Origin of the sequence: Paenibacillus sp. LjRoot56 (assembly GCF_964253335.1) — a bacterium.
In the GTDB taxonomy this organism is placed as follows: Bacteria; Bacillota; Bacilli; order Paenibacillales; family NBRC-103111; genus Paenibacillus_E; species Paenibacillus_E allorhizoplanae.
The window spans coordinates 1853146-1877960 of record NZ_CAXURV020000001.1; the positions used below are offsets into that span (position 1 = coordinate 1853146).

General features: G+C 40.9%; 31 protein-coding genes. 24 read left to right on the top strand and 7 right to left on the bottom strand.

The features are described 5' to 3' along the window. Positions 1-56 precede the first annotated feature (56 nt). From ACSQ8O_RS08285 to ACSQ8O_RS08300, 4 genes are all read left to right on the top strand, one after another. Positions 57-1274 carry an MFS transporter gene (locus ACSQ8O_RS08285; RefSeq protein ID WP_436241173.1) on the top strand — a complete coding sequence of 406 codons (1218 nt, stop codon included), beginning with the start codon at positions 57-59 and terminating at the stop codon, positions 1272-1274. Between the two features lie 73 nt (positions 1275-1347). Further along, positions 1348-1494 carry a hypothetical protein gene (locus ACSQ8O_RS08290; protein ID WP_436241174.1) on the top strand — a complete coding sequence of 49 codons (147 nt, stop codon included), beginning with the start codon at positions 1348-1350 and terminating at the stop codon, positions 1492-1494. 324 nt (positions 1495-1818) lie between these two features. Further along, entirely contained in the window at positions 1819-2037 is a 219-nt protein-coding gene (locus ACSQ8O_RS08295) for a hypothetical protein (RefSeq protein WP_436241175.1), read from the top strand. An 81-nt stretch (positions 2038-2118) separates the two neighbouring features. Beyond that, positions 2119-2586 carry a DUF2691 family protein gene (locus ACSQ8O_RS08300; RefSeq protein WP_436241176.1) on the top strand — a complete coding sequence of 156 codons (468 nt, stop codon included), beginning with the start codon at positions 2119-2121 and terminating at the stop codon, positions 2584-2586. A gap of 575 nt (positions 2587-3161) precedes the next feature. Here the strand turns inward: ACSQ8O_RS08300 and ACSQ8O_RS08305 are convergent. The 3 genes from ACSQ8O_RS08305 to ACSQ8O_RS08315 all read right to left on the bottom strand — a co-directional run bounded on the left by ACSQ8O_RS08305 (position 3162) and on the right by ACSQ8O_RS08315 (position 6176). Further along, on the bottom strand, positions 3162-4364 hold the full coding sequence (locus ACSQ8O_RS08305; protein WP_436241976.1) for an MFS transporter: 1203 nt from the start codon (positions 4362-4364) through the stop codon (positions 3162-3164). 82 nt (positions 4365-4446) lie between these two features. Further along, positions 4447-4728, bottom strand: a complete 282-nt coding sequence (locus ACSQ8O_RS08310) for an ArsR/SmtB family transcription factor (protein ID WP_028554769.1) — start codon at positions 4726-4728, stop codon at positions 4447-4449. 554 nt (positions 4729-5282) lie between these two features. Then, positions 5283-6176 carry a DMT family transporter gene (locus tag ACSQ8O_RS08315; RefSeq protein ID WP_436241177.1) on the bottom strand — a complete coding sequence of 298 codons (894 nt, stop codon included), beginning with the start codon at positions 6174-6176 and terminating at the stop codon, positions 5283-5285. 100 nt (positions 6177-6276) lie between these two features. On the opposite strand from ACSQ8O_RS08315, the gene ACSQ8O_RS08320 reads away from it, so the two are divergent. The 3 genes from ACSQ8O_RS08320 to ACSQ8O_RS08330 all read left to right on the top strand — a co-directional run bounded on the left by ACSQ8O_RS08320 (position 6277) and on the right by ACSQ8O_RS08330 (position 8346). After that, positions 6277-7167, top strand: coding sequence for a LysR family transcriptional regulator (locus ACSQ8O_RS08320; protein ID WP_436241178.1), 891 nt, complete (start codon positions 6277-6279; stop codon positions 7165-7167). A 96-nt stretch (positions 7168-7263) separates the two neighbouring features. Then, complete coding sequence (locus tag ACSQ8O_RS08325) at positions 7264-7566, top strand: Dabb family protein (RefSeq protein WP_436241179.1); 303 nt, start codon at positions 7264-7266, stop codon at positions 7564-7566. A 213-nt stretch (positions 7567-7779) separates the two neighbouring features. Continuing rightward, positions 7780-8346: a hypothetical protein gene (locus tag ACSQ8O_RS08330; RefSeq protein WP_436241180.1), complete on the top strand. Its 567-nt coding sequence runs from the start codon at positions 7780-7782 to the stop codon at positions 8344-8346. A gap of 229 nt (positions 8347-8575) precedes the next feature. Here ACSQ8O_RS08330 and ACSQ8O_RS08335 read toward each other — a convergent pair whose 3' ends face one another. Beyond that, positions 8576-9625, bottom strand: a complete 1050-nt coding sequence (locus ACSQ8O_RS08335; RefSeq protein ID WP_436241181.1) for a zinc-binding alcohol dehydrogenase family protein — start codon at positions 9623-9625, stop codon at positions 8576-8578. 124 nt (positions 9626-9749) lie between these two features. On the opposite strand from ACSQ8O_RS08335, the gene ACSQ8O_RS08340 reads away from it, so the two are divergent. Then, positions 9750-10127 (top strand): winged helix-turn-helix transcriptional regulator, encoded by a 378-nt coding sequence (locus ACSQ8O_RS08340; RefSeq protein WP_436241182.1) that lies wholly within the window; start codon positions 9750-9752, stop codon positions 10125-10127. A gap of 231 nt (positions 10128-10358) precedes the next feature. Here ACSQ8O_RS08340 and ACSQ8O_RS08345 read toward each other — a convergent pair whose 3' ends face one another. Then, positions 10359-11252, bottom strand: coding sequence for an SMP-30/gluconolactonase/LRE family protein (locus tag ACSQ8O_RS08345; RefSeq protein WP_056620499.1), 894 nt, complete (start codon positions 11250-11252; stop codon positions 10359-10361). Positions 11253-11766: 514 nt separating this feature from the next. On the opposite strand from ACSQ8O_RS08345, the gene ACSQ8O_RS08350 reads away from it, so the two are divergent. The 13 genes from ACSQ8O_RS08350 (at position 11767) to ACSQ8O_RS08410 (ending at position 19992) form a co-directional block, all read left to right on the top strand. After that, on the top strand, positions 11767-12042 hold the full coding sequence (locus ACSQ8O_RS08350; RefSeq protein WP_436241183.1) for a hypothetical protein: 276 nt from the start codon (positions 11767-11769) through the stop codon (positions 12040-12042). A gap of 277 nt (positions 12043-12319) precedes the next feature. Then, positions 12320-12694: a GNAT family N-acetyltransferase gene (locus ACSQ8O_RS08355; protein WP_436241184.1), complete on the top strand. Its 375-nt coding sequence runs from the start codon at positions 12320-12322 to the stop codon at positions 12692-12694. Between the two features lie 6 nt (positions 12695-12700). Further along, positions 12701-13198, top strand: coding sequence for a DUF5946 family protein (locus tag ACSQ8O_RS08360; RefSeq protein WP_436241185.1), 498 nt, complete (start codon positions 12701-12703; stop codon positions 13196-13198). 62 nt (positions 13199-13260) lie between these two features. Further along, on the top strand, positions 13261-13578 hold the full coding sequence (locus ACSQ8O_RS08365) for a hypothetical protein (protein ID WP_436241186.1): 318 nt from the start codon (positions 13261-13263) through the stop codon (positions 13576-13578). 165 nt (positions 13579-13743) lie between these two features. Continuing rightward, the gene (locus ACSQ8O_RS08370; RefSeq protein ID WP_436241187.1) at positions 13744-13980 is read left to right on the top strand and encodes a hypothetical protein; all 237 of its coding nucleotides are present in this window, start codon (positions 13744-13746) and stop codon (positions 13978-13980) included. A 144-nt stretch (positions 13981-14124) separates the two neighbouring features. Continuing rightward, positions 14125-14775 (top strand): hypothetical protein, encoded by a 651-nt coding sequence (locus ACSQ8O_RS08375; protein ID WP_436241188.1) that lies wholly within the window; start codon positions 14125-14127, stop codon positions 14773-14775. 270 nt (positions 14776-15045) lie between these two features. After that, positions 15046-15429, top strand: a complete 384-nt coding sequence (locus tag ACSQ8O_RS08380) for a hypothetical protein (RefSeq protein ID WP_436241189.1) — start codon at positions 15046-15048, stop codon at positions 15427-15429. A 190-nt stretch (positions 15430-15619) separates the two neighbouring features. After that, on the top strand, positions 15620-16093 hold the full coding sequence (locus ACSQ8O_RS08385; RefSeq protein WP_436241190.1) for a GNAT family N-acetyltransferase: 474 nt from the start codon (positions 15620-15622) through the stop codon (positions 16091-16093). A 34-nt stretch (positions 16094-16127) separates the two neighbouring features. Further along, a complete protein-coding gene (locus ACSQ8O_RS08390) occupies positions 16128-16664 on the top strand; it encodes a hypothetical protein (protein WP_436241191.1) in 537 nt (178 codons plus the stop codon). A gap of 140 nt (positions 16665-16804) precedes the next feature. Next, on the top strand, positions 16805-17113 hold the full coding sequence (locus ACSQ8O_RS08395) for a hypothetical protein (protein ID WP_436241192.1): 309 nt from the start codon (positions 16805-16807) through the stop codon (positions 17111-17113). Between the two features lie 53 nt (positions 17114-17166). Then, entirely contained in the window at positions 17167-17436 is a 270-nt protein-coding gene (locus ACSQ8O_RS08400) for a hypothetical protein (RefSeq protein ID WP_436241193.1), read from the top strand. Positions 17437-17880: 444 nt separating this feature from the next. Next, positions 17881-19371 (top strand): hypothetical protein, encoded by a 1491-nt coding sequence (locus tag ACSQ8O_RS08405; RefSeq protein WP_436241194.1) that lies wholly within the window; start codon positions 17881-17883, stop codon positions 19369-19371. Between the two features lie 243 nt (positions 19372-19614). Next, entirely contained in the window at positions 19615-19992 is a 378-nt protein-coding gene (locus ACSQ8O_RS08410; RefSeq protein WP_436241195.1) for a hypothetical protein, read from the top strand. A gap of 657 nt (positions 19993-20649) precedes the next feature. Here ACSQ8O_RS08410 and ACSQ8O_RS08415 read toward each other — a convergent pair. Further along, positions 20650-21033 carry a hypothetical protein gene (locus ACSQ8O_RS08415; RefSeq protein ID WP_236293530.1) on the bottom strand — a complete coding sequence of 128 codons (384 nt, stop codon included), beginning with the start codon at positions 21031-21033 and terminating at the stop codon, positions 20650-20652. A gap of 828 nt (positions 21034-21861) precedes the next feature. Between ACSQ8O_RS08415 and ACSQ8O_RS08420 the strand changes: the two genes are divergently transcribed. The 3 genes from ACSQ8O_RS08420 (at position 21862) to ACSQ8O_RS08430 (ending at position 24158) form a co-directional block, all read left to right on the top strand. Further along, positions 21862-22332, top strand: a complete 471-nt coding sequence (locus ACSQ8O_RS08420; protein WP_436241196.1) for a hypothetical protein — start codon at positions 21862-21864, stop codon at positions 22330-22332. Positions 22333-22642: 310 nt separating this feature from the next. Then, the gene (locus ACSQ8O_RS08425; RefSeq protein ID WP_436241197.1) at positions 22643-23434 is read left to right on the top strand and encodes an aminoglycoside phosphotransferase family protein; all 792 of its coding nucleotides are present in this window, start codon (positions 22643-22645) and stop codon (positions 23432-23434) included. Positions 23435-23687: 253 nt separating this feature from the next. Then, complete coding sequence (locus ACSQ8O_RS08430) at positions 23688-24158, top strand: DinB family protein (RefSeq protein ID WP_236293529.1); 471 nt, start codon at positions 23688-23690, stop codon at positions 24156-24158. Between the two features lie 230 nt (positions 24159-24388). Here the strand turns inward: ACSQ8O_RS08430 and ACSQ8O_RS08435 are convergent, their stop codons facing one another. Next, positions 24389-24748: a winged helix-turn-helix transcriptional regulator gene (locus tag ACSQ8O_RS08435; RefSeq protein WP_056626055.1), complete on the bottom strand. Its 360-nt coding sequence runs from the start codon at positions 24746-24748 to the stop codon at positions 24389-24391. Between the last annotated feature and the right edge of the window lie 67 nt (positions 24749-24815).

Genomic DNA, 24815 nt, shown 5'->3' on the forward strand with positions numbered 1-24815 from the left:
TGCACATTCCGGAACGACTGTTCCATAAAATTTCAGGTGAGCAAAGGGGACTTTCTATGCATTCAGCTTCCATTCCAACGGATAAATCGGTTTCGCCATCGCTAATTTTTATCCTGGCAGCCGCTTGCGGTATTATAGCGGCAAATCTTTATTATGCTCAACCATTGATAGGCTCCATCGGTTCGACCATCGGGCTCTCCTCCGGGGCTGCCGCACTCATCGTTACATTGACTCAAGTCGGATACGGGATTGGCTTGTTATTTATCGTACCGTTGGGAGACATCCTGGAAAATCGTAAGTTGATCCTTTCATCATTGCTCCTTACAGCCGTCGTTTTGACAATTGCCGCTGTAATCAAAAGCGCCATTCTGTTCCTCACCGCTTCACTCGTGATCGGAGTAGGTTCCGTAGCAGCACAAATCCTTGTGCCGTATGCGGCTCATCTTTCGCCTGAAGCCGTGCGCGGTCGCAATGTGGGCAACGTCATGAGCGGGCTACTTCTGGGGATTATGCTCGCGCGTCCCATTTCAAGCTTGGTGGCGGAGTATATGGGCTGGCGCGCCATATATTTCATCTCCGCAGCATTGATTTTCGCGCTGGCTCTTGTATTGGCAAAGGCACTACCCTCAAGGAAGCCTTTGACCGCTACAGCTTACCCGGCGCTGCTGCACTCCATGCTGCATCTGCTGAAGGCGACACCGGCATTGCGTCGGAGGGCAATTTATCATGCTTGTGTATTCGGAACGTTCAGTTTGTTTTGGACTACAGTTCCGTTGGTATTGACAAGTCCGCCGTTCCATTTCACTCAGAAGGAGGTCGCTCTGTTCGCATTAGTCGGGGTAATGGGGGCAATTGTGGCGCCAGCGGCGGGCCGTATGGCAGACCGTGGATGGGTTCGCCCGGCTACGGGATGGGCGTTGGCCATCGTCATCTTTTCCGGGTTGCTTCCCTTGCTGGTTCCATCAAGTTCTGCACTCGCAATCCCCATCCTCGTAGTTTCGGCGATTTTACTTGACATGGGGGTTTCCGCCAACATGGTTCTCGGGCAGCGGGTGATTTTCTCTTTAGGAGCGGAATTTCGCAGTAGGCTTAACGGTTTGTATATGGCCATTTTCTTTTTAGGGGGCGCTATCGGCTCATCGGCAGGGGGATGGGCTTACGCAACGGGGGGCTGGGAGGCGGCACTGCTAATCGGAATCGCCTTACCGGCCATCGCCATGGCGTATTATGCGACGGAGTTTTCGAGATTAAGGAAGGAAAATCTCATTGATTGAGGAGCACAGTTGAGTAATCCACACGTTCTAAGCTAAAGAGTAACGTTAATTGATCCTATCGGAGGCATTTATCTTGTTCATAGTAAATGTAGAGGGTGCAGTTTTTAAAGAAGAAAAATGGTTGATTATTAAGCGTAGTGAGAAAGAAGAGCATGCTGGAGGTAGCCTATCACTTGTTGGTGGTAAAGTTGATATCGAGAACAATAAGGTTGATATTTAGAAAAACAGTTCGACGAGAAATCTACGAAGAGGTCGGACTAATGATCAAGAGCAATTTACAATTCGTATATAGCAGCTCCTTTGTTCTGGATAACGGAATATGTGATAAACGTTGTTTTCTTTGCGAATATGAAAATGGAACTGCGTATAGTAAAAGTCCTGATGAAGTTGCAAAGATGTACTGGATAACAATCGAGGACGTTTTGAATCTTCATGGACAAAAGAAAGTGTTAAAAGGGCAGAACAACAACGAAATTCTAAGGAGGCGTTTAACTAACGTAAGAACGTTTGTTCAATACACTGCAATGGGAGGCTGCCGGCTTACTTGCAGGATTCCTTTCTTGAAGCAGAGTGCTGTTGGTTCTTTTTTTATAACCCAGAAATTGAGATTCCTGAACAAGACTGGGTTAGGCGTATGCTCAGTACGTATGCGGTATCAAAAAAAGGGGATTTGAGTCATACCTATAACTTCTCAGATGATCCCATTAAGCTTCAGGACTACTTACAGGCTATTTCTGCTTATTATAAAAAAAGAGGCACATAAGTGAAGGCTACCGAGGATTATTGTACGGTAGCCTTCTTAGCTAAGGTGCAGGATAATTGAATAATGCTGGAGGAGATAAAAGTGAAAAGAGGAATTAGTTTCGAGATTTTAAATGAGTACGGATGTTTTCTTGGAGATATATTAAAGCCCTTCGATACGACATCATTCAACTGGTATATTGGGGGCGAGGAGTCATATTTCGTGAATGACTGTACTTTAGGGGAGCCACTTTTCCCTGAAGAAGTGTACGGTATGGATGGCGCAGTTCTTAAAGGAATCATAGAAAATAATGAGCATTATTTAATTTTTGTAAATGTGAAAGCTTACCCAAAAGAGAAGATCGTAAAAGATATTAAAACATACGAAGAGTTCTTAAATAGCGATTGTCAGCTCGTTCTCTTAATCGTTGATAGCACATACGTCTCGATCTATTGCAAAGATAAAGATTTAATTGAAAGTCTGTATCATAACGCAAAAATAAATGGATACGAAAATGTCGATTTCGTTACAGATGAAAATGACGGGCGAACAAGACTCTCTGTATGGTAGTAACGTTACGCAAACGAAAAAAGTTAGTTAAAAACATGTGAAGGACAGTTAGTTTAATCTCTTTAAATTATAAGGTGGTGCAGGGTTGAATTTCATTATCATAACAATTTCTTTCATCGTTTCAACGGTTTTATCTATCTTTATTATGAGAAACAAGAAAAGCAAATGGTTAGGAATGTTATCGGCTTTTGTTATCAACACAATAATATTGGGTTTAGCATTTTGGTTTTTGTACAACTTAACCGAGGAATCAAAATTGTTTGGAATTGATTTTTATAGTCGTTATGTATTAGTAATTTCTATCCCGATAATAACTTGGATTAACTTTATCATTCTCTCTTTTAATAGAAAAGGGAAGTAAGTGCATATAATTATTCCTCTATGTCCAAAGTAAATCAATCTCATTCTGGCTGGAAGAAGAGAAAAGCGAATCTACGGCCAGGTCATGAAGGATGAAGCATGTTTGCGAAAAGAAGCCTGTAGCCTGCTAGTCAAAGCGGGAGCTGCAGGCTTCTTCTCGTTTTGCTTGGGTTTGGCACGTTAGGCGCTACCCAGTTGACGTGAAAGAAAAATGCTTATGAGCTGATCTTCCCTGCGCGAGCCTCCTTGTGTGCTGTCCGGGAAGCCGCGCCGACGCGAAAGTAACCGAAGGCCGCGGCCGACATGAGCGCGGCGACGGCGACGCCGGCGGCGCCGATCCAGGTGACGGCGGTCAGCGAAGAGCCTTCCACGACGACGCCGCCGATGCCCGCACCGGCAGCCATAGCTAGCTGCACGACGGAGCTGTTCAGGCTAAGCATGATGCTGGTCGCTTCTGGCGCGAGCGAGATTAGATGGTACTGCTGCGTCGGACCGGACGACCAGGCGGAGAAGGACCAGAGCATGAGCAGAGGGAACATCAGCCCCGGCGAATGGGCGGCGAACGAAATCACGACCAGCCAGGTTGCGTGGAACAGCATGCCGGTCACCAGTGTGAGCTTGAATCCCCAACGGTCGGTGCCGAACCCGCCAAGCTTAGAGCCGATCAGACTGGCAATGCCAAACGCGAGCAGCGCGATACTGACGAATTTCTCGCTCATGCCCGTAATATCGAGCAGAAAGGGGGAGATATACGTGTAGGTGATGGAATAGCCGCCTAGCCAGAAGAACGTAATGCTGAGCGCGACGACGATTTTCGGATTCTTGAGCAGTTTCAGTTGGTCGCGCAGCGGTACCGGCTGCTCGCCGTCCGTTTTCGGAATTGTGGAGGCGATGAGCAGCAACGCCAGTAGTCCGAGCAGTCCGATGCCACCGAAAACCACCTTCCAGTCATAGGCGGAAGCGACTAGCCGGCCAAGCGGTACGCCGACGATCAGTGCCGTACTGAAGCCCATGACGAGCGTGGCAATGGCACTGCCCTGCTTCTCCACCGGTGCGAGTTTCGCAGCGACCGTGAGCGCCGTGACAACGAATACGCCGCTGCTGAGCGCTACGATAACTCGAGAAACGATGAGGGCGCCGAAGCCAGAGAACAAGTAGGCTGCGACATTGCCGATGATGAATACCGAGAGCGCGTATAGCATCAGCTTTTTGCGGTCGACTTTGGCAGCGGCCGCCATCAGGAAAGGCGTCCCGAACCCGTATGCAAGGGAGAACACGGTGATCAACTGGCCTGCTGCTGCGATCGAGACGCCGATATCGTCTGATACTTTATCCAGAATACCGGCAATGATGAATTCGGACGTACCGACGAGAAAGCTGACTAAAGCAAGCATATAAATTTTCAAATTGTAAGACAAACGTTCCAGCTCCTTATCCATTTTTCTCTATATAATATTTTTATATTTCTAAATATATCGAAATATACGGCAAAAAAAACGGCTACCCCAGTAGATACGGGGCGTACTTTCGCGCGACTTCTTTATTGACGCTGTAATAAATGTACGTTCCGTCTTTGCGCAGCGTGAGCAGGCCGCATTCCGTAAGCTGTTTCAAGTGATGCGACAGCGTGGAACCGGCAACGGACTCGAGCTTGCTACTGATGTCGGAGCAGCATAGATTCATCTCTTCTGTAAGAAGCATCGCTATTTTGATCCGGGTCGGCTCTCCGAGTGCTTTGTAGACTTTCACTGCCTGTTTGACTTCCTCGTTGTCCTCGACCATGGGTTCTCACCGCCTTTTCAAATGTATTTCGAAAACTATAGAAATAAGAGTAACACAACTAGGCAGCCGTTGTAAATGGGCGATTTGATGAATATCAATAGTGAAGTTTCCTTGCGCATCAACCTTCATTTTTTCATTGAATTGAACAACAACTATGAAGAAAATCGCTAATATCAAAATTAAGGACATTCGGGGTTTGAGATTAGTGACTATCTTCAAAATTCTCGTATAGCTCCATATTGAAATACAAAGTGATGAAATAAACATGATAAGCCAACAAAATATGAATATAAATTCGATTCTTATTATACTACTGGGTTACCACGTTTAATGAACAAGGGCGTTGGGACGGCTTTCGGCTTGATGCCGTTAAAAAAGGATGTGATTTAATAAATGAAGTATTACACCCGATCAAAGTCAGGAATCAGCCCTGATTGCACAGGCCGTCATGTAGGTAGGATAAAAAATTCACTCTACATGCCTTCCGCCATCGTTTGAGATACCGGACCGTCATACTCGTTCTTTTCCTTTCCCAACTTCTAATTTCTCATGTGTCATTTGTTCCCCTTTTGCAGAAATTTCAGTTTGAGGTTCACCAGTGCAATGCCTGCGATAATTAGAATGAGTCCCGCCACCAGTTTGGAAGTGATCGTTTCACCCAAGAAAAGGACACTGCTTACGATCGCAATGAGAGGGACCAAAAAATTAAAAGAACCGACTTTGCCAGCTTCGCCCGATCCGACAAGCAGAAAGAATACGAGCCAGGTCAAGGCTGTACAGAAAATCGAAATAATCGACAAAGACGAAAGGAATGACAGATTCCAAACGATATCCGTCCAACTTTCAACGGCAGAGCCCGCAACCAACAATACGATTCCACCAAAGATCATCTGAACAGTGACCAACCAGACGGCATCGACCTTTGTCGCGGTTTTCTTTATATAGATGGTACCAAATGTCCAAGTGATCGTGCTGGCTAGACCGAGCAGGATGCCGACGATTGAAATACTACCGGAGCCTCCGCTTACGCTGACGACAGCGACTCCAAGAAAGCCGAGAATCAAACCGACCATTTTCAAACTGGTCATGGATTCGCCCAGCCACAACCAAGCGCCGACGCCGAGCAGAACAGGTTGCAAGAACACGATCGTCGAAAACAGTCCGGCTGGCATAGCCTTCAATCCGAATGTTTGAAAGACGAAAAATAGAATAATATTCAGCAATGCGGAGATTAGGTAGATGTGCCAAGTATGCTTCAGATTAAGCTTTTTGTAGCCGGGTAAAGCGAAAGGAAGCAATATGAGACCCCCAATAAAGATCCTCAAGCCGGCGAAAAGCAACGGTGGCGCGAATTCGAGCGCATATTTAGAGAGCGGCCAGTTCACCCCCCACATTGTAACTAGAAACGTTAAATAAACAATAGTACGTGTTCGCGAAAGTTGCATCATGTGTCTTCAGCTCCTGTTGTGGATTTGTATTTACCATGATACAATGCCTCGTAAGATAAATGAAATGAATGATTTTTATAGAGGTGATATCAAAATTGTTATGACACATTCGCAACTGATTTTATTCATGAAAATCGCCGAGACCGGCAATTTTACAAAAGCTGGGGAGCAATTAAATATGACGCAGCCTGCCGTAAGCCGAGCCATCTCCACGCTTGAATCGGAATTGGGGGTCATCCTCATGATTCGGGATAAAAAGAAGGGGATCATTCTCACCGATATTGGGAAGCGCCTGACTGTAATATTCAGAGAGATTTTGCACGGCTACAATAAGGTGGAGCAGGAGGTAACGGCCGAGAAAGGGTTTGAAGTCGGCACTGTTCGCATTGGGACGTTCCCTATTGTGTCCGCACACTTCTTGCCGAAAATATTAAAGGTGATCGGGGAGAAGCACCCTGGGCTAACGTTCGAACTGTACGAAGGAACTATTGACGAGATTAAAGAATGGCTGTCTTCTAGAATAATCGATGTCGGATGGATTATTCCACCGAACGGTGAATTGGAAGGAATTCCGTTCTTTAAAGACGAGTTATGTCTGCTCCTTCGGGACGATCATCCGTTGCAAAGCCGCCCGAAAATTCATATCACAGATCTGGACAATGAACCTATGATTGTATGCAAAGGCGGGTTTGTAACGCCAATTTATGAGCTGTTTCAGCAATTCGGAATCGCTTTGCACGTCAAATATGACGGCCACAACATAAACACGGCGTTGAGCATGATTCAAGAAGGGCTGGGCGTCGCGATCGTATCGACAACTTCGTTGTCGTTGTCGGTGCTGCCGCCTAATGTCCGCGTCCGGACAATTGAACCGCAGCCTTTCAGAGAGATTCACTTGGCGGTTCCGTCCCTGAAGGAGGCTCCTCACGGGGTGAAACTGTTCCTTCAAACCGCAAGGGAGCTTTATTTATCTGGTGACCGGAACCGCTAATGTGCAAATTTTGCATAGAGTAGTAGCCTATCTCGCTAAACTAACGAAGAACGATAGCACCACAACATTAAGTTTAAAAAAAGGAGCAATTTAGCGATGTACGAACATCTCGTTGTATTCAAGTTCAATACTAATGTCACGCCAATCAAGCAACAGGAATTGCTGGATCAATTGTTAACGTTTCGGGATCGTATCCCCGGGATATTTGATATAAGTGCAGGCATCAACGTAACTGAAGAAACGGAAAATATTAAGGGCTATACTCTCGGATTACGGGTAACGTTTGAAGACCTTGCATCGCTGCGTTCATATGGTCCGCATCCCATTCATCAGGAATTTGTTAAATCGCTAGATGGTTTACTGGAAAATGTTATTGTAGTTGATTACCCATTGGTTTAAGCAACCAATACGAGGCTGCCGGTATAGATCGGCAGCCTCGTTGCGCTAAAGGGCAGATTAGTTGAATATAATTTGCTGTAAAAATTTATGTATTTGTTATAATAAAAAATGACTTTGGATTGTCCTTTTCAGGTAGCATTACACCTATAAATTGTTAATTGCTTACGAAATTATTTATATTAGTGTGCAAGCTCATCATTGGGGGGAGTTAAGATGTTTCAGGTGATTTTGGTGTTATTTTCTTTGTTATTAAGTTCTTGTTCAACTGGGTCCGAGAAAGTTTTACAAAAGCAGGAGCCTGGGATTTTTTATAAAAGTTATTTACAAGTCCAAGAATTAACTACAAATGTTAAAGTTAGCTTTGATATGAGCAAAGAGCAAGTTGATGAGATATTAGGAAAATCCGATAAGAAGAATTTTCTGGGGATATATTCCTATGAAGGGTTGGAAGTGTTTTATCGTAATAACAAAGTTGTAGGCTTGCTTTTGTCATTGGACAAACAAACCACCAAGAAATTTTTAACGAGTAGAGGTATTGGTCTTGGAAGTATGTTTGAAGATGTAAAGAAAAAATATGGGGAAAGTGTTATTGATAAAAACAATAATATTACTTATATTTTCGAGGAAGTCAATGGGAAGTACGTGATAAGGAAATCCAAGAGTGAAGTTATTGAGCCTTCTAATACCTATGTTATTTCAATGAACGCTAATAATGGATTAGATAAAGGAATAACTACATTACATATTTTTGATTACAAATTTGCTTATGAAACGAAATAATACATTTAAAATATTCAACAAGGTTACCGAGTTTTTTCGGTAGCCTTTTGAGTAACCGAGGACTTTGCCGATACCTATAGTATTCATCATTAAACTAACGGTGAACGATAGTGAAGGAGCTTGCCTCGCGGCAGCTCCATTTTTGTATTCTATTGGCAGTTTAGTGTAGCCTGCTTCGATATTCGGGATTTCCTTGGAATATATCACTACGTTTATCATTGAAGCTTTATTAGAAGTTTTCCAACACAATCTTTCCTATCGATCTACCTGTTTCCATTTTTTCATGTACTACACGTAGGTTTATTGCATTAATTGGTTCTAGGCGTTCAGTTAAAGTAGTTTTCAACTTACCATTGTCGATTAAATCAGCCAGTTTATTCAGTAGATCGTGTTGTTTGATCATATCTTTGGTTTGGAACATGGATCGGGTAAACATAAGCTCCCATACAAACGTAACACTTTTAGAAAAAAGCAGGTCCATATCCAAGCTCCCCGTCCAACTAGCCTTATCTGCAGGAACGATTGAACAAATCTTACCTTGGGGGGTTATGACCTCTGCCATATTCGCTAAATGTTGTACCGTGTCATTTAAGCAAAATATATAATCCACGGTCTCAAATCCAATATTCTTGAGTTGTGATGCAAAATGACTATTGTGGTTGATTGTAAAATCCGCCCCTTGATTTTTGGTCCACTGGATTGACTCTGGGCGTGAAGCAGTTCCAATTACAGTTAGACCTGCTAAACTGGCAAGTTGAGTAGCAATCGACCCTACTCCACCTGCAGCACCGATAATGAGTATGCTTTTATTTTTGTTTTCTTCTACACTTTGACTGATTCCTAAACGATCAAATAAACCCTCCCAGGCCGTAATCGAGGTAAGCGGTAAAGCGGCTGCTTGTGCGAAATCCAAACTCTTCGGTTTGTTTCCCACAATTCGTTCATCTACCAAGTGAAATTCACTATTACCCCCTGGACGAGCCACACTCCCCGCATAATATATCTTATCTCCAGGTTTAAACAACTGACATTCAGCTCCAACCTGTTCCACAATCCCAGCTACATCCCAACCAAGAATTTTTGGTGATTCTTCTTCATAATTGTTTTTCTCTCGAACGCCCAAATCGGCAGGGTTGACAGATATAGCTTTTACTACTACTAATAGATCGCGACCTGTAGGAATCGGCTTTTCTATATACAGGTCAACAAGGCTTTCCGGATCGGATAAAGGGAGATATCGGTAAGCACCGACTGCTTTCATTTTCTGGCGATTGCTCATATTTTTCTTCCTTTCAAGTTTGTATATCGTACAGTTGAAGTATATATCGTATACTTACTTTAAAGAAGTACGCATATTTTTATTATATAGTATTAAAAATCATACCATTGGAGGGGATTTAGTAATGGGAGACCGGAGAAACAAATACGGTGTTAGTCCAAATATGGAAGGATGTCCTGTGGAGACAACTCTGGATGTCATCGGGGGTAAATGGAAAGGGATTATTCTCTACCATCTCATTGGCGGAACGAAAAGATTTAATGAATTTCGGCGTCTCAATCCGGGTATTACGCAGTTTATGCTTACACTACAGTTACGGGAGCTTGAACGGGATGGCATCATTCATAGAGAAGTTTATAAAGAAGTTCCGCCCAGAGTGGAGTATTCACTTACTGATTTTGGAAAGACGTTAGAACCGATCATACTATCTATGAAAGAATGGGGGGAGATTTATAAAATCAGACTTTACGAAGTTAGAACGCCAAACGGGGAAGATGCTTGAATGATCAAATGAGGAGAGTTTGTCTAACAAGACATGGATTGTAAAATAACTTTTTGTGAAAGTGGAGGAGCTTGCTACGCTAACGGACAACGATAGTGGAGGAGTTTGCAGCGATGCAGCTCCTCTTTTTTCATTGAAGTAAAGGCAGAATGGGAAGTTATTGCGTAGTTCGCTCAACTAACGGAATCGTCAGGTTCGAAAGGGTACTAGCTTCTCCTTATTCGCTTCGGATCAAAATCCTGCTTTAGTCACCCCAACGGGTATCTTGTATACGGAGGAAGTGGCGGTGATATACATGGTCCGTCCTGATACTCCTCCCCACGTTAAATTGGTAGTTATTTCAGGAATCTTCAACAATCCGATAACGCTTCCGTCTGGTTCAAACACCCATACTCCTCCCGGTCCTGCGCAGTACACGTGCCCCTCTGCGTCCACCTTCAAGCCATCGGCGACGCCCTCTCCCTTGCTCACGTCCAGCTTGGCGAACAGTCTGCCGTACACCAATCGGCCTTGCTCATCAAGATCGAACACTCTGATATGCTGACGTTCCGTGTCGCTGACATACAGCTTTCGTTCATCAGGCGATAACGCTAAACCGTTAGGGCCAGCAAAGTCATTGATCAGTAGTGTCAGTTTGCCTGACGGAGATAACCTGTAGACTCCCTGAAAAAACTGCTCTTGCGCTTTCGGTGCTTTCAATTCATTCACTAAACCGTAATTCGGGTCTGTGAAGTAAATGGAGCGGTCCGAAGCTACAATCACATCGTTCGGACTGTTCAAGCGTTTTCCCTCATAGTGGTCAGCCAGCGTAACGATCGGTCCAATCGGATCATACAGGGAATATAAAGAGAGTCTTCGACCAGCATGTTCGCAAGCAATGAGCCGCTGTTCGGCGTCAAACGCCAGTCCGTTCGACATTCCACTTGGACGCCGCACTACGGAGAGATGGTCCTGCTCCTTCAAGCGATAAATCGTGTTTGCCTTAATATCGCTGAATACAAGCGAGCCGTCCGTTTTATCCCAAGCTGGACCCTCGGTAAAAATAAATCCGGTGGCCGCTTGTTCGAGACACGTGATCTGAGGAAACAAATCATAAAATACGTTAGATGCAATATCAGCTTTCATTTCTTTTACCTGCAATATCCAAATGTATTTCTCCTTTAAGACCCAGGATGAGTTTTTTCTTAGGATATGCAGGAAACATGTTCGTCGTCAAAAACATCACAACATTTGATAAAGACTTGAAGGCAGCTATATAACCTAACTACTCGGTTGGATGATGTTTAAATCAGTACGTCTGAGATATTTCAACAATTTTATCCTAATAGAAAACTTCCTGGATTTAAAAGGCTTATCCCTGAAGGGGAAGTAACAGTTATTGATAATGTGGTTGTTGGATGGTCTGGGCAAAGGGACTCAACTAACGGAGAACGAGAGTTCAATAACAACAAGAAAAGGCAGCCGACCCTATTGGATCGGTTGCCTTTTCTCAACTAACGGGCAGGATTGCGCAACAATACTATACTAGTTTCGTCTAATTACATGTGGGTTATTTAGAAATAAATTCAAATTATGATAGTCTAATGTATATATTGGTTATCGTTCCAATGCTTTAAAGAATATTTAGAAAAAGGGCGATATGATGAAAAGAAATAGTAAAAGATGGTTAATAATTATGCTCCAATTACTAGGTATTTATATTATCTTTAAAGGAATCATCTATCTTTATCAATTAATACAACTTATGTTTCTTTCAGCTAAGGGAATAGGAGTTGCAATAATAATAACTGATTTTGGTTTTAGAATACCTGCTAATCTTATTGTTCTATGTTTATTTGGAATAGCATTTTTACTAATAGGTTTAATTCTAGTTTTCTTACCAATAAGAATAAGTAAAATAAAGAGTGCTCGTTAAGCAATATGGTGTAGCCTCTACCAAGCAAATCCGCCCGTTATTTTACTTTTTTGGTGATCTACACATCAGGTCATTAAGCTAACGGAGAACGTTACTTTAATAGGGATCGCCGGCTGCCGCGCAGTCTGACGATCCCTATTTTGCTGAAGTAACGGGCAGGAATGCTCAATTGTAACGTGGAATAAAATGTAAGGACAAGGGTTATATAGGAGTTAATATTGATATGATTCGTGAAGCTTAAGGATCTGATAAAAACCAACTGTGCGAGCTCTACCGTATGTTAGTGCCAAATAGTAAGAAAATGAATGTTCTCGAAGAACAAATTGATACAATCAAAAGTGATCCTAATAACTTTCTACTTGTTTTCGATGAAGGCAGTGAAAAATTAGGGACAGTGACGCTAAATATATGTATCCAAGCATTACATGGAACAAGACCGTATGGAATTGTCGAGAATATTATTGTTCATGAGAATCATCGAAGTAAAAGTGTTGGACAACAACTTTTACAATATGTTGAGGACTATTGTAAATCAATAAATTGCCATCGGATTATGCTTCTAAGCAATTCAAGCCGTGAAAGAGCTCATCAGTTCTTCGAACGAGAAGGATATGACGGATCGGTGATGTTGACCTTTATTCAGGGAGTGTGAATTACGGTGGAAAATAATAAAATATGTCCAGGTTGCGGGGTAATGCTTCCAAATAAGAATATAGAATTTAGTGACCAATATAACGCATCGGGTGAGTGCATACAGTTATATCATGAGCTATCTGCAAATTTAATAATGAGTCCAGATGTAACGTTTCCAACCCAACATGCGGTTGATGCATATGGTGCGCAACATTCTGGCAGTAGGGTGAAAAACATTAGAACTGCTTTTTCTTTAATCGGACTATATTTGGCAGTTGAGCGTGAATGTACAGGAAGACAGGTACAACATGCACATATGGAAATAGCAAAAAGAAATATAAAATGGTCTCCGTTTATTCTACCAATCCGACCATACGCTTTGTCGGTTGCAGATGTTCTTAGTGTAGTCGAGGTGAAACGTAATGAAATGCTGATGGAATGGAGCAAGAACGTTTGGGATACTTGGGAGAATTATCATGAATGGACGAAAAACATCTGTAAGAATTATTTGAAGAATTTCTAAACTAACGGAGAACGAGAGTTAATGATAGCTGAAGAAAACCATAATGAGATTGACATGAGGGAGTGGTTAAAGACGGAAATTTAAAGGAAAGAGCTTATACATATCTATTTTATTGCGTTCTTTTAGATATTCGGAGCGCCTCTTATACTCATCGTATTAAATGGTGGAATCCTGCATCTTGGGTCCAGGCTAAAATTAATATGATTGAAATAAACAATATTGCTGATGTATTCCATAACTTACCCGATTTACTAGTTAACAGACCAGATGAATTTGATGAAAAATGGTTTTGGGATTACTTAAAAGTGCGACTTCCGGAGAAGCATGAGTTTTATTATCAAGTTTTTAATGAAAAGCTAAAAGAAAAGATTAGTTATTGAACTAACGGAGAACGATAGCGCGGTGATGGAACCGATCCATCGCTTGTTTTCGTTTCCGTGTCGCTCCGTTCAACTATCGGGAGGATATTAGAGTGCTGGGGTAGAAATTACATGATGCCTTGAGGAAGAAATCAGGGAATATCTTTAAACTTCTGGAGACCTAAAATGAAAAAATATCATTCAATCACATTGTTTTTTGATTATTACATAAGAGTCTTAAATGGTGGAGGTTCATTTACATTAAACGAATTATATGATCTGTATATAACACAAGAATCAAAAGTCCAATTGAAACTTGATTTAGACAGCATTCTTGATGAATTTGCAGGTGAGGACTGGGAAACAAATGCTGAAGTTGAATATCTCTATAATAATTTTGGGAAAAATCGTGTAAAAAAATAGTAAATAAATTAGTTCGGATTATCGAGAATGAAAATGTTGGTTGAACTATCGGGCAGCGGTTCTCTTCAAAAGTTTATGCTAAAATATGGATATAATTAATAGATCAGTAAGCAGTACAAATTATTATTTAGAGGTGAAACATGAATGAGTGAATTTACATACGGAAACTTAATATTAAACAACAATAAGTCAGTTGTCCGCAACTATTGTCCAATTGGAACTGCAATTTTTCCTCTCAACGAACAGTGGACTGCATTTTTCACAGAAGGTGACAGTGAAACGACATCTTCTTCCTACATAAAGGCCTTTTCAAATGAATATCCTGTACTTTACTTTTATAATCTAGAAGATCATTGTTGGGGTTATCAGATATGGTCTGCCGGTAAACTCTCATCACATTTGCACTTTTCCTATGAGTTTGAGTCTGAGTTGTTGTTTAGCGTTGCGCAGGAAAGATATCCGGAGCAAAAATACATTGCATCTTTTTTATTTGAAGATGATAAGGGAAAGAAAGTTTTTAAAGAGATTCAGAAAGAATTAAGTGATGATTCCGCTTTTGAGGAAGCATTAAAGAAGCACTTTGCTTCAGTAAAAGCTGAGGATTTTAAGTTGTTCGGGTTTGAAGAAAACATTATTAAGCAATTAGCAGAGTTGTTAACTGTTGATACGTACTTTTGCTATGAAGAGGATCATGAGATTGTCAAAGAATTTAAAAAACTAATAAATATCGAAGATATGAGTTGGTTCAGATTTGAGAGGATCGAACGAGAAGACGAAGAGTTTGACTTTATTTGATATGTGGAAAATTCATAATACGAGGAAACAAAAATTGATCTAAAATGGGCTATCGTAAGGGGAATTCAAGGCTCAAATTCTTGAGCTGGCTGATGAGATCAATTCAATGGTGGTGCGTTACACTAACGGAGAACGATAGCGCAATAACCAGGGAGCAGCTCGCCACGCCGCAGCTGCTCCCTGGTTTCGTTAGAGTAATAGAGGTTATTGAAATCAGGTAAGAGCAACAAATTGAATAAATGGTTCGTTAAGGTACTAGAGGTGACATAAATGAATAAGAGAAGTTACTTGATTATTCTGTTAGTAATAATGGTGTCCATGATTTTTGCTGGGTGTTTAAAAGGTGAAAAAGCACATTCGGACTTACTCGGTACCGTCAATGTAGAAAATTTAGATTCAGCAACAACAGTGACTTATACATTCAAAAATCAAAGTGGAAAAAGGGTAACTGTTATTGGAGGAGCAAGCTATAAGTTACATAGAGACAACAAATTAGTAGAAGAAGGTAATGTTCCAGTAAAAGACTACATTGATTTGGATCCTGGAGAAGAATATAAAGATAAAAAGACATTTTCAAATTTGCAGCCTGGTTCGTACAGTATACGAGTAGAATGGAACAAAACGGTAGTTTCTGATAATTTTGTTCGAAACTGAAAATGGAACATCCTTTGTTAAGCTAACGAGGAACGATAGCACAATAAACAGGGAGCAGTATGCCGCGGCAGCTGCTCCCTGTTTTGGTTCAAGTAACGGGCGTTTGCCCCGCGAAAATATGTTATTATTTGGATGTACGGTATTTCTAGATAGTTTAGAAGAGTTGAGCAGAGAAAGGTGAGTTGAGGATATGAGTGAAATAATTATTCATGAGATTAACGATGTGACTGCACTTCAAATTGCTGGAATGGATTGTTCACCACTACCAAAGGATAGAGATTCAATTTATCTCAATTTCTATCGTTTTTTTCGTGATACATGTTTGGTTGCTGTACGTAATGGTGAAGTTATAGGTTTTGCATTAGGCATGGTTGAACAGACATCTAGGTTACATGCCTACCTTAACTATTTATTTGTCAAAGAGGAATATAGAAAAACAGGTATAGGCAAAAGATTACTGGAGCAATTTGAGATGGCCGCTTCAATAAAAGGTTGTGAGTTCGTAACTTTATTAACAGGAAAGCAGGAAAATATTGATTACTACCAAAGGCAAGGTTACGAAAAGAACAATGATTTAAAACAGTTTAGTCAAAATGATGCTGTTTATGATTACTATTACAACATAAAAAAGGTGTCATTACTGTATAAGCCTTTAAACCAATGATAAAGCATTTTCCCAAATAGTAGGGGGCGTTTGGATGGTTGAGTTCCTATACCATTATTTTAATGATTCCGTAGGACCCTTTCGTAATTTATCTGATTTAGAACCCGAAGAAGCTGAACGAGTTCTAAATGATCTTCGTCTTCAGAAAAAAGGATTTGCGAGTAAAAGGTCAATGGATTATCTTACCATTCGTCGAAGCCTTGAAAATAGAGCAAGGGAATTATTCGTACAAAAAGGTGGAAAACCTATTCGAAGCCATCCCCATTACATGACCGTTGGAGAGTGTCCGTGGCTCATGGAGTGGTTTGAAAAAGGTAAGGTACTTAGAATCCCAATTACAGAGTTCGATTCGCTGACTCTAAGTTTTACGTATGGGGATTTGTTTCCAACCATGAGGTATCAAGATGGGAAGAAATATCGAGGTCAGGTCTATACGTTAAATGAGATTTATCATGTAATTGATGAATTCGGATTACCACAGGAATGGAACAATCAGGGGAAAGATGGACCAGAGAGGTACATAGAAGTACAAATTTGGGATGATAAACCATTAACTAAATGGTTGCGCTAACGGATAACGAGAGCTCAATAAAAAATCATATGAAGCTGCCGCGAAAGAAACGGCAGCTTCATTACATTAACGGGCAGAATAACGAAATGAAAGGTGGAATTTATTAATCAAGAATATTGTCCAACAAAGGAGTGCAATCAATGAAACTTTTCACGAAGGAAGTAAAGAAAATCGTAATTGATGAGTGCTTATTTCATTGCATTATTGACCAAACGCCTTCAAATGAGTCAATAAGTTTTAAAGTATATCCTTCAAAAACTAAAACATCGTATTTTTTTATATTGTTTTCTTGGAAAGTTAATTGGTCCACCAACTTATGTGAACCGAGTGTTTGTGCTAGCTTAATTAAATATGCAATAAAAAATGGTTGGGATTATACAAAAGAAAAGATAGTAATGAAAATTGAGCAAGGCGATTTCCTTGTCAAGGAATTAAGATTGGAGTCATAATTGATTAAGCTAACGCAGTACGAGAGCTCAATCATAATGGGGGAAAGTCATAGATGTTAAGAAAGACTATTAAGAGAACAATAATTGTGTATGTAATTCTTGGTTTTTTGGTAGGTTTAGGTATGCTTGTCTACTCTTTTTTTAATAAAGATTTCACTTTCTATTTTGGTGAGAAAGAGGTACATGGTATAGTTTCAGGGATAATCGCTGTTCCATTTGTACCATTCATTATGGCTATAGTTGGATTATTTCATGCAGTAATGCTTTGGTTTCCATTAGTCTACATATATAAGAAAATGACAAGTAATAGGTCATTGCGCTAACGAGGAACGTTTGTTCAAAATTTTGTAAAAAGGAAAACTACATTGAATAAATCTAAAATCACAATGGGAATTGCTTTGTTTTTTTTGGTTCAGTTATGGTTTATCAGAATCATTTAGCGATTTCTTGGTCTACAGGGCTTGTAATTCTGGTAGGCTTAGTTTACTTGTTTAGAGGGCTTAGGAAGGCTAAATAGTAGTTGAGCAAGAGGAAAACTATAGATCAGCGTGGAAACAGTAGCCGGCTATGACGATCGGCTGCCATTTCCACGCTAATGGGCAGAAGAACGGAACAATGTCTACGCTAAAGTCCCTGAACAGTAAGTAGTGATTTAGATAACGATGGCCTCAGCCTTTTCGGCTAGGCTTTTTTTGTTTAATAACCGAAACTAAAGCGCACTAATAACGTCTGTATCCATATAAGTGAACACGAGGGAGGAACCCGCGTTGAATACAAGTTTAGCAAGGCTTTGTCTTATGATGGTAGCTGTGCTTACTATCGTTAGTTGTGAGAATAAGAGTGAGATGCACCCAACTGAAACGCCAACCGCTACATCATCGCCAGCGTCATCGGCATCACCATCGACTATACCAACGCCAGAACCGACCTCCACTACATCACCGCACCCTACGAATATTCCCATTGACAAAGTAAGGATCATGCTTGAGGAAGAGCCGCGAATGCCATCGAATGCTTCAGCACTCGTATCGAGTTCGTCGAAACACTGGATCATCGATTTTAGTGAATCTATGAATCGTACCTCTGTAGAAGAAACGTTGAAGCGAAATCTGCTGCCACTGGGCAGTACAAGTAACACCGTCGACCTCAATTTCGAATGGATGAATGATCGGCAGTTGAAGGTCATAACATTCTTGCGGACAACTGAAGTCGAAGCCAACCGAGTGATTTACACCATATCCGTGAATGGTGCTTCTACGACTGCTGGAGCTAAATTGGAGCAAACAAGTGAATTCAGGGCCACTGTAGGCGATATCAAGCAAATTTACCGTATTTCAATCGATGGCAAGTCAAGAGAGAAGTTAAGTTCGTTTGATAAACCCTATTTTTTAAACAAGGTGCCCAATGATGCCGGCTACATGTTCACCATCCAAAACACCTATTACTGCGAGTGCGATGCTAGGAGTAAAGCGCTGTACGATTTATTTGATTATGATCAACGAACACATGTTTCGTATCCTGTCGAGCTCTATACTAGTTATGTGGGAGAGGGCGGAAAGGTAGTTGCTGACACAAAGGGCTTTTTCTACACGAATCCTCAAGGTTTGAAAATGCCAGAGAGCAGATCAGAATATCACATTTCGCTGGATGGATATTTATTTGGTACAGGGATCAGCAAAGATCGCCGTTATGTGTTTATCGTACGTGGGGAAAAGGGCCAGAAGACGGATTTTGATTTCATTTTATTGAATCTGGAGACCGGTCAACAAGAAGTTTACGCTAAAACGATAAAGGGTAATCCACCTTCGAACCAAATCAGCGACGGGACGTTACCCATTTCGTTTAATGATGACGGTAAGCAGGTCACTTTTATCATGGAGAACACAGAGCCTTGGGGTTATGAACGTTACGCATTCAATTGGGATCAGCGTACAGTTAAGCCACTTGCATCACCAGACGGAGAAGTGTGGTGGAGTGTGAATATGACCAGTGACGGCGTCTTTCAATTGTCTAACAGTGGAGATCTATATAAAAATGGCGTTAAACAAAATAAACCAAAAGAAGTATCGTACGGGACCTGGATTAACAACTCGCATAAGTTGATGATGTTTGAAGTAGTGGCAGGCCGAAGTAATAAACTCACCATGTATGATGCGGACAGTAAACAAATAACGCCAACGAACATTATCCTTCAACCAGACGAAAATGTGATTGGAACGAGTTTAGATGGAAATTGGATATATGTGTCTGGAAAATAAACCAAAGTGACATTTTGTCAATAGACACCCTGAACGGTACATGTGTATCAAATGTTCATTGAAAATAAAGATTTTAGACTGAAAAATAAAGTGATAAACAGGAAAAATAAAGTAGACTGGCAGATTACATTAAGCTAAAGGGCAGATTAGCGTGGAGATTGATAAGTGTTTGAAGTGAATCCATATGGTAAAATAAAGGAGAACAGAATGGGATAAAACAATAAATATATTTGGGGTGGGAAAGTGATAACGGCATTAATTGGAAGTGTTAGTTTTTTTGCAGTTGCTATATTTTACATATTGTTAGCTATGGGTTTACCTTACGGAGATTTTGCAATGGGCGGTAAGTATAAAATAATGCCAAAACAAATGAGAGTTGCATGTGCAATATCGGTATTCATTCAGCTGATTGCAATCATTTTTATACTACAAACAGGAAATGTAATCTCAATAGATGCTTTAAACACCATTGCAAAAGGAGTATGTTACTTTTTTGCATTTTATTTAATAGTAAATACCATTATGAATGTTTTGTCCAAAAGTAAAAAGGAAAAGCTCGTTATGACACCATTATCTTTTCTCACAGCGATTTGTTTCCTAATCACTGCTATGAATGGTTAGATAACTTTATTGTTAAACAAGGTAACTATAGTTCAACCGGAACAGGGAGCAGGCCGTCGGGGTGCTGCTCCCTGTTACATTGAATTAAATTAAGACTGAACGATACGAATTCGAAGGTTAGGCACAGTGTTTTAATATAGAGTTGGAATCGGAGAACAATTGAAGGAAACAATATCTCTTAATGCAATCGAATATTGATTCCATCTTCCGCCGAAAAACCTAAAGCCATAGGCTCTTGATTCCCCGACAGTCGTCAAAAAAAACCAAAAATTGTCTCCGTTTCTAAGCCACATATAAGTGAAACGATATAAACAATGTTGAAGACCGAATGGACTCGGGCATAGGGAGGCAATTGTTGCATATATCCCATTATTCGAGGTTCACTCCTAATTGAAATTAGATTTATAACCAGTTTATGCCCAGAGTCAAAGATTGGGTTGGATGTATGCCTAGGAGCAGGGCGTGTAAAAAAAGGTATTTAATGCAAAGGACGGTTACAATCTAACGGAGTACGATAGCTTCACAAGACACAACGGCAGCTGGCACACGATCGGCTGTCGTTGTTCATTGAAGTAACGGGCAGTTTAATTGAACAAGGATAATAAAAAGAAAGCACCATTAGTTCAAGTGCTCTCTTCGAGAAATTAGTTGTCAGACTCAATTAAAAGGACGGCGAATTACTTTAATAATGCGTACCCCCATACTAATCAGTCTTTGTGCTTGAGCCACATTTATTCTAACGAGCACTGCTTCGTCGGTAGAGTTCTCAACGTCGAATACTGAAAAGATCCGCCCATTGGCGAACAGTACTCCTTTGAGCTCAACATCTTTTCCGCGAGTTGGTCTTGGTACAGTATTTTGAATTTTGCAACGCATTACACCCGCACGTATTAGACGGCGTGCTTGTTCAGCAGTCGTTCTAATCGCGAATAGCGGGTCTATTTCTACCCCCGTCGTTTTCGCTTCAATTTCAGCTATTAGAAAAAATTGACTTCCTACTTGTGCAATACAATTGGAACCTATGGTAACAGGATTTGCCATAATTTATCACCCCCGAAATATAGTATGAAGAGTATGAGAATTAAGAAACGGCAAATATCAGTTCCAACTAAAAAATATAATAGCGTTGTTAACGGAAAACTTTTAAAGTAAGAAAAGCATTGATGATATTTTTGTAATGAAATTTTATCAAGACTGGTACTTTAGATACAATTAAAAAAAAGGTATGATTTGATCACTGATTAATAGAGTGAAGGGACATAAGGAAAACACAGATGCACTTGAAGGTATCTGTTTTTTGTTGAACTAACGGATAACATTAGTTGAATAAAGAGGGAGCAGATCGCCAGATGGTAGCTGCTCCCTCGTTTCGTAGATGTAAAGTGCAGGGAAATTAAATCAATTCACGAATAGCTCAATAAGAAAATTAGTAATTCTGAGGTGTTTATATGAAATTAATGTGGTGCTGGAGATGTAAACAGGAAATGCCAATGCTCGATGAAGTTGAATACCAACGGATAAACCAACTTTATTTGGAATGCATTAAATGTGCACAAAAATATAGAATTAGAAATAATGTTTCATCGTCAGTGAATGAATTGTTCAAACCATTAGTGCAAGAATACGAGAGGATTACTGGGTTTAAAGATTTGCATCACAACGCTATAATGCATCATAGAATTTCACAGTACGGAGATCCATGTAAGAAATGTGGAAAGCCACTAAGAACACCACAAGCCAAAATGTGTGTTGCATGTGGAGAAAAGGTTATAAAAATGGTGTGAATTGATAAGTTGACCATTCCGCTAACGGATAACGGTAGCAGAATATACGCAATTACTGAAGTCACAAACTACAAGGGACAAAGTGATGAGAACAATTTCGAAATCTAGTATGTTTTATCTTAGATTTGGAACTAGATTTAGTTTAGTAAGTCTGTCGTTAATCCTCATTGGAATATTTGTTTTAATTCAATCTATATCTGAGAATATCAACAATTTACCTATTGCAGTCGCTCTCTTATTGGCTGGTCCTATGTTGTTAATTGTCAGTGTGATTAGATCAAATAACAAGATCATGTTGATAATGACTGGGGAACACTCAAGGGGCAGATATAAGGAATGGAAGAACTCTTTTATGATTCAGAACAATAGTACATTGGTCTTCTTGATATACACGTATTACGATAAGAGAGGGAAATTAAAAGAAACTGCAGTATTATCGACAAATACAAATGCAAGGGAAGAAGTAAACATTTTTTATAATGAAGATGACAGTGTTGTACTTGAATATTTACCTGGAAGTCCTTGGATGAAAAGCGAAAATGAAATAGTTAGATAATAAGAACTTTGTAAGCGATTTATAGAAGTCACTAACTGTATAACACCATATTCACACATCGGGCCATTCAGCAATACTTATTAATCTAACGGGTAACGTTTGTTCAAAATGATACCATTACGAGGCTGCCGAAGTTAATCGGCAGCCTCATTGAAGTAACGGGCAGGTTTGTTACAATAATCACTTTCACAATTTACTAGCTTGACCGAGGTGTACGATAAGGGGATTGCCAGTTTTTCTTTTACCTTATTCGATTATAGTAAATCATAGGAATATTATTCTAAAATGGAATAGGGTGTTTCTTGTGGTAGTGGGCGAACGGATTGGTAGAGGAAACACTGCGGATATTTATTCATTAGGGTCGAAACAGGTCCTTAAAGTATTTCGCGAGCTGAAACTGCTTGACCTGGAGCGGAATATTAGTACCGCTATTGAGGAGTTGGCGGTAGGTGCCCCGATATTTTATGGATCCGTAGAAACTGACGGTCTTACCGGACTTGCATATGAGAGGATCCTGGGACTTTCCATGCTAGAGATTCTAATGGCTAAGCCGGAAAAAGCTGCAGAATACGGTCGTCAACTGGCTCAACTTCACACCAAGATACACAGCGTCAAGGCAACCGGTCGTTTGGAATCCATTAAAAGTCGACTGGCTTATATGATCAGCGGCATTCGTCACGTCGGCTTCGAGCCGCTACGAGAGGTGATCGAAAGCCGTTTATCCGAGCTTCCCGGGGGGGATCATCTTTGCCACGGTGACTTCCATCCTGGCAATGTGCTTATAAGTCAAAGGGGGCCTGTCGTCATCGACTGGATGACCGCAGTATGTGGTCCGGCACAAGCCGATATAGCCAGAACGATCATTATACTGCGTCACGCGGTCTTGCCGGCGGAGCTTCCCGAGGTCGCTATCCAGACGTTTGTTCAGCTTAGAACAATATTACTTCAAACGTACGAGGACACATATCTCGAACTGTCCGGATACAGCCGGGAGGAGATCGCTAAGTGGGAGCTTCCGCTAATGGCGGCACGCCTAGGTGAGAGTGTTCCGGAGGAGGAGCAACGCACTCTGCTCGATATAATACAGCGCCAGCTAAACTAGTTTTCATCACTTAGAGAATTAAGCTAACGTAAGAACTTTAATTTGGAAGAAAGAAAAGAGAAATAAGTAGCCTACATTCATTAAGCTAACGGGGAACGATAGTTCAATCGCGATATGACGGCAGCCGGAGCAGAAACGGCTGCCATTTTCCATTGAAGTGACTGGGTAGAATAATTCTAATATCTTTTAGATGCATTACGAACGTAAGTTCTGATATAATGTATCAATAAATTGAAGTCGAAAGGAAGCAGCTATGAACGCAATAGAAGCTATAGTTCAGAATTTGAGTGAGGTTAGGCGTAGAAGCATGATTATTTGGGGAAGTATTCCGCATGAGTTTTTTGACTGGAGACCGGATTTAGAAGCAATGAGCATAAAAGAGATGATCCGCCATGTCCTGGATAGTGAACATTATTATCATCTTGCCTTGTTGAATGAAGGAAGTCTAAACGCTTATGAATCCCCTTATGAGACTCGTACTTTTACAACACTCAAAGAGGAACTCAACTTTTCAGAACCCTATCGGAATGAATTTATGAATACAGTAAAATCCTATACACCAGAGGATTTAACAAGAATCCAGATTGATAGAAAAGACGTAGGGTACATTCGATCATTAGGCGACATGCTTATGAGAATTGCATACCATGAAGCAGTCCATTCAGGTCAACTTTTAGATTATTTAAGATTAGCCGGATTAAAGCGGCCAAAGGTTTGGGATTGAAGTTTAAGAAAGAAAGATTGAGCTAACGAGGAACTCTAGCTTAATAACAATATGAAGAGGCAGCCGGTCCAGGTGGATTGGTTGCCTCTTTTCAAGTACCGGGCAGGATAGTTCGGATTTATCGATCTTCTTTATGATCTGGCAGGCCGCGCTGCCGGACATGCCTCGTAATCACTTTCGTTATATTGTGACTCGGAGCAGAATGAAACGGACTAGCGTAATGTCGAACGCTAGTCCGTTTCTGTTTGTTCATTTTTCTCCTTTTTGAGCTGCTTTCGCTCAACATGGGCCACTCCCCATTGATGTAAAGTTTCCAAAATCGGAGACAGGCTCATGCCGTATTCCGTGATGGAGTATTCTACTTTCGGCGGGATTTGCGGATAAATAACTCGTTTAACGATCTCTTCCTCTTCCAATTCGCGCAGATGGAGCGTAAGCATCCTTTGAGTGATATCGGGCAGCAATCTTCTTAGCTCATTGAACCGCAAAGGTTTACCTTGAAGCAAATGATAAAGGATAATCGGCTTCCATTTGCCGACGATCGAATCCAGCGCCACAACGAATTGACATTGGACAGGGTTCTTTTGCATACGTATGCCTCCGTTACAGTACCTTTTTTAATACTATACCACATTATTGTGCGTACTTAAAATATGT

What these genes read in the sequence shown, in the direction of transcription:
- ACSQ8O_RS08395 (WP_436241192.1), top strand. Translation starts at nt 16,805, where the DNA reads ATGAAACTTTTCACGAAGGAAGTAAAGAAAATCGTAATTGATGAGTGC.
- ACSQ8O_RS08430 (WP_236293529.1), top strand. Translation starts at nt 23,688, where the DNA reads ATGAACGCAATAGAAGCTATAGTTCAGAATTTGAGTGAGGTTAGGCGT.
- ACSQ8O_RS08325 (WP_436241179.1), top strand. Translation starts at nt 7,264, where the DNA reads ATGTACGAACATCTCGTTGTATTCAAGTTCAATACTAATGTCACGCCA.
- ACSQ8O_RS08315 (WP_436241177.1), bottom strand. Translation starts at nt 6,176, where the DNA reads ATGATGCAACTTTCGCGAACACGTACTATTGTTTATTTAACGTTTCTA.
- ACSQ8O_RS08370 (WP_436241187.1), top strand. Translation starts at nt 13,744, where the DNA reads ATGAAAAAATATCATTCAATCACATTGTTTTTTGATTATTACATAAGA.
- ACSQ8O_RS08320 (WP_436241178.1), top strand. Translation starts at nt 6,277, where the DNA reads ATGACACATTCGCAACTGATTTTATTCATGAAAATCGCCGAGACCGGC.
- ACSQ8O_RS08310 (WP_028554769.1), bottom strand. Translation starts at nt 4,728, where the DNA reads ATGGTCGAGGACAACGAGGAAGTCAAACAGGCAGTGAAAGTCTACAAA.
- ACSQ8O_RS08435 (WP_056626055.1), bottom strand. Translation starts at nt 24,748, where the DNA reads ATGCAAAAGAACCCTGTCCAATGTCAATTCGTTGTGGCGCTGGATTCG.
- ACSQ8O_RS08375 (WP_436241188.1), top strand. Translation starts at nt 14,125, where the DNA reads ATGAGTGAATTTACATACGGAAACTTAATATTAAACAACAATAAGTCA.
- ACSQ8O_RS08380 (WP_436241189.1), top strand. Translation starts at nt 15,046, where the DNA reads ATGAATAAGAGAAGTTACTTGATTATTCTGTTAGTAATAATGGTGTCC.
- ACSQ8O_RS08400 (WP_436241193.1), top strand. Translation starts at nt 17,167, where the DNA reads ATGTTAAGAAAGACTATTAAGAGAACAATAATTGTGTATGTAATTCTT.
- ACSQ8O_RS08345 (WP_056620499.1), bottom strand. Translation starts at nt 11,252, where the DNA reads ATGAAAGCTGATATTGCATCTAACGTATTTTATGATTTGTTTCCTCAG.
- ACSQ8O_RS08285 (WP_436241173.1), top strand. Translation starts at nt 57, where the DNA reads ATGCATTCAGCTTCCATTCCAACGGATAAATCGGTTTCGCCATCGCTA.
- ACSQ8O_RS08350 (WP_436241183.1), top strand. Translation starts at nt 11,767, where the DNA reads ATGATGAAAAGAAATAGTAAAAGATGGTTAATAATTATGCTCCAATTA.
- ACSQ8O_RS08385 (WP_436241190.1), top strand. Translation starts at nt 15,620, where the DNA reads ATGAGTGAAATAATTATTCATGAGATTAACGATGTGACTGCACTTCAA.
- ACSQ8O_RS08330 (WP_436241180.1), top strand. Translation starts at nt 7,780, where the DNA reads ATGTTTCAGGTGATTTTGGTGTTATTTTCTTTGTTATTAAGTTCTTGT.
- ACSQ8O_RS08340 (WP_436241182.1), top strand. Translation starts at nt 9,750, where the DNA reads ATGGGAGACCGGAGAAACAAATACGGTGTTAGTCCAAATATGGAAGGA.
- ACSQ8O_RS08390 (WP_436241191.1), top strand. Translation starts at nt 16,128, where the DNA reads ATGGTTGAGTTCCTATACCATTATTTTAATGATTCCGTAGGACCCTTT.
- ACSQ8O_RS08355 (WP_436241184.1), top strand. Translation starts at nt 12,320, where the DNA reads ATGTTAGTGCCAAATAGTAAGAAAATGAATGTTCTCGAAGAACAAATT.
- ACSQ8O_RS08335 (WP_436241181.1), bottom strand. Translation starts at nt 9,625, where the DNA reads ATGAGCAATCGCCAGAAAATGAAAGCAGTCGGTGCTTACCGATATCTC.
- ACSQ8O_RS08420 (WP_436241196.1), top strand. Translation starts at nt 21,862, where the DNA reads ATGAGAACAATTTCGAAATCTAGTATGTTTTATCTTAGATTTGGAACT.
- ACSQ8O_RS08415 (WP_236293530.1), bottom strand. Translation starts at nt 21,033, where the DNA reads ATGGCAAATCCTGTTACCATAGGTTCCAATTGTATTGCACAAGTAGGA.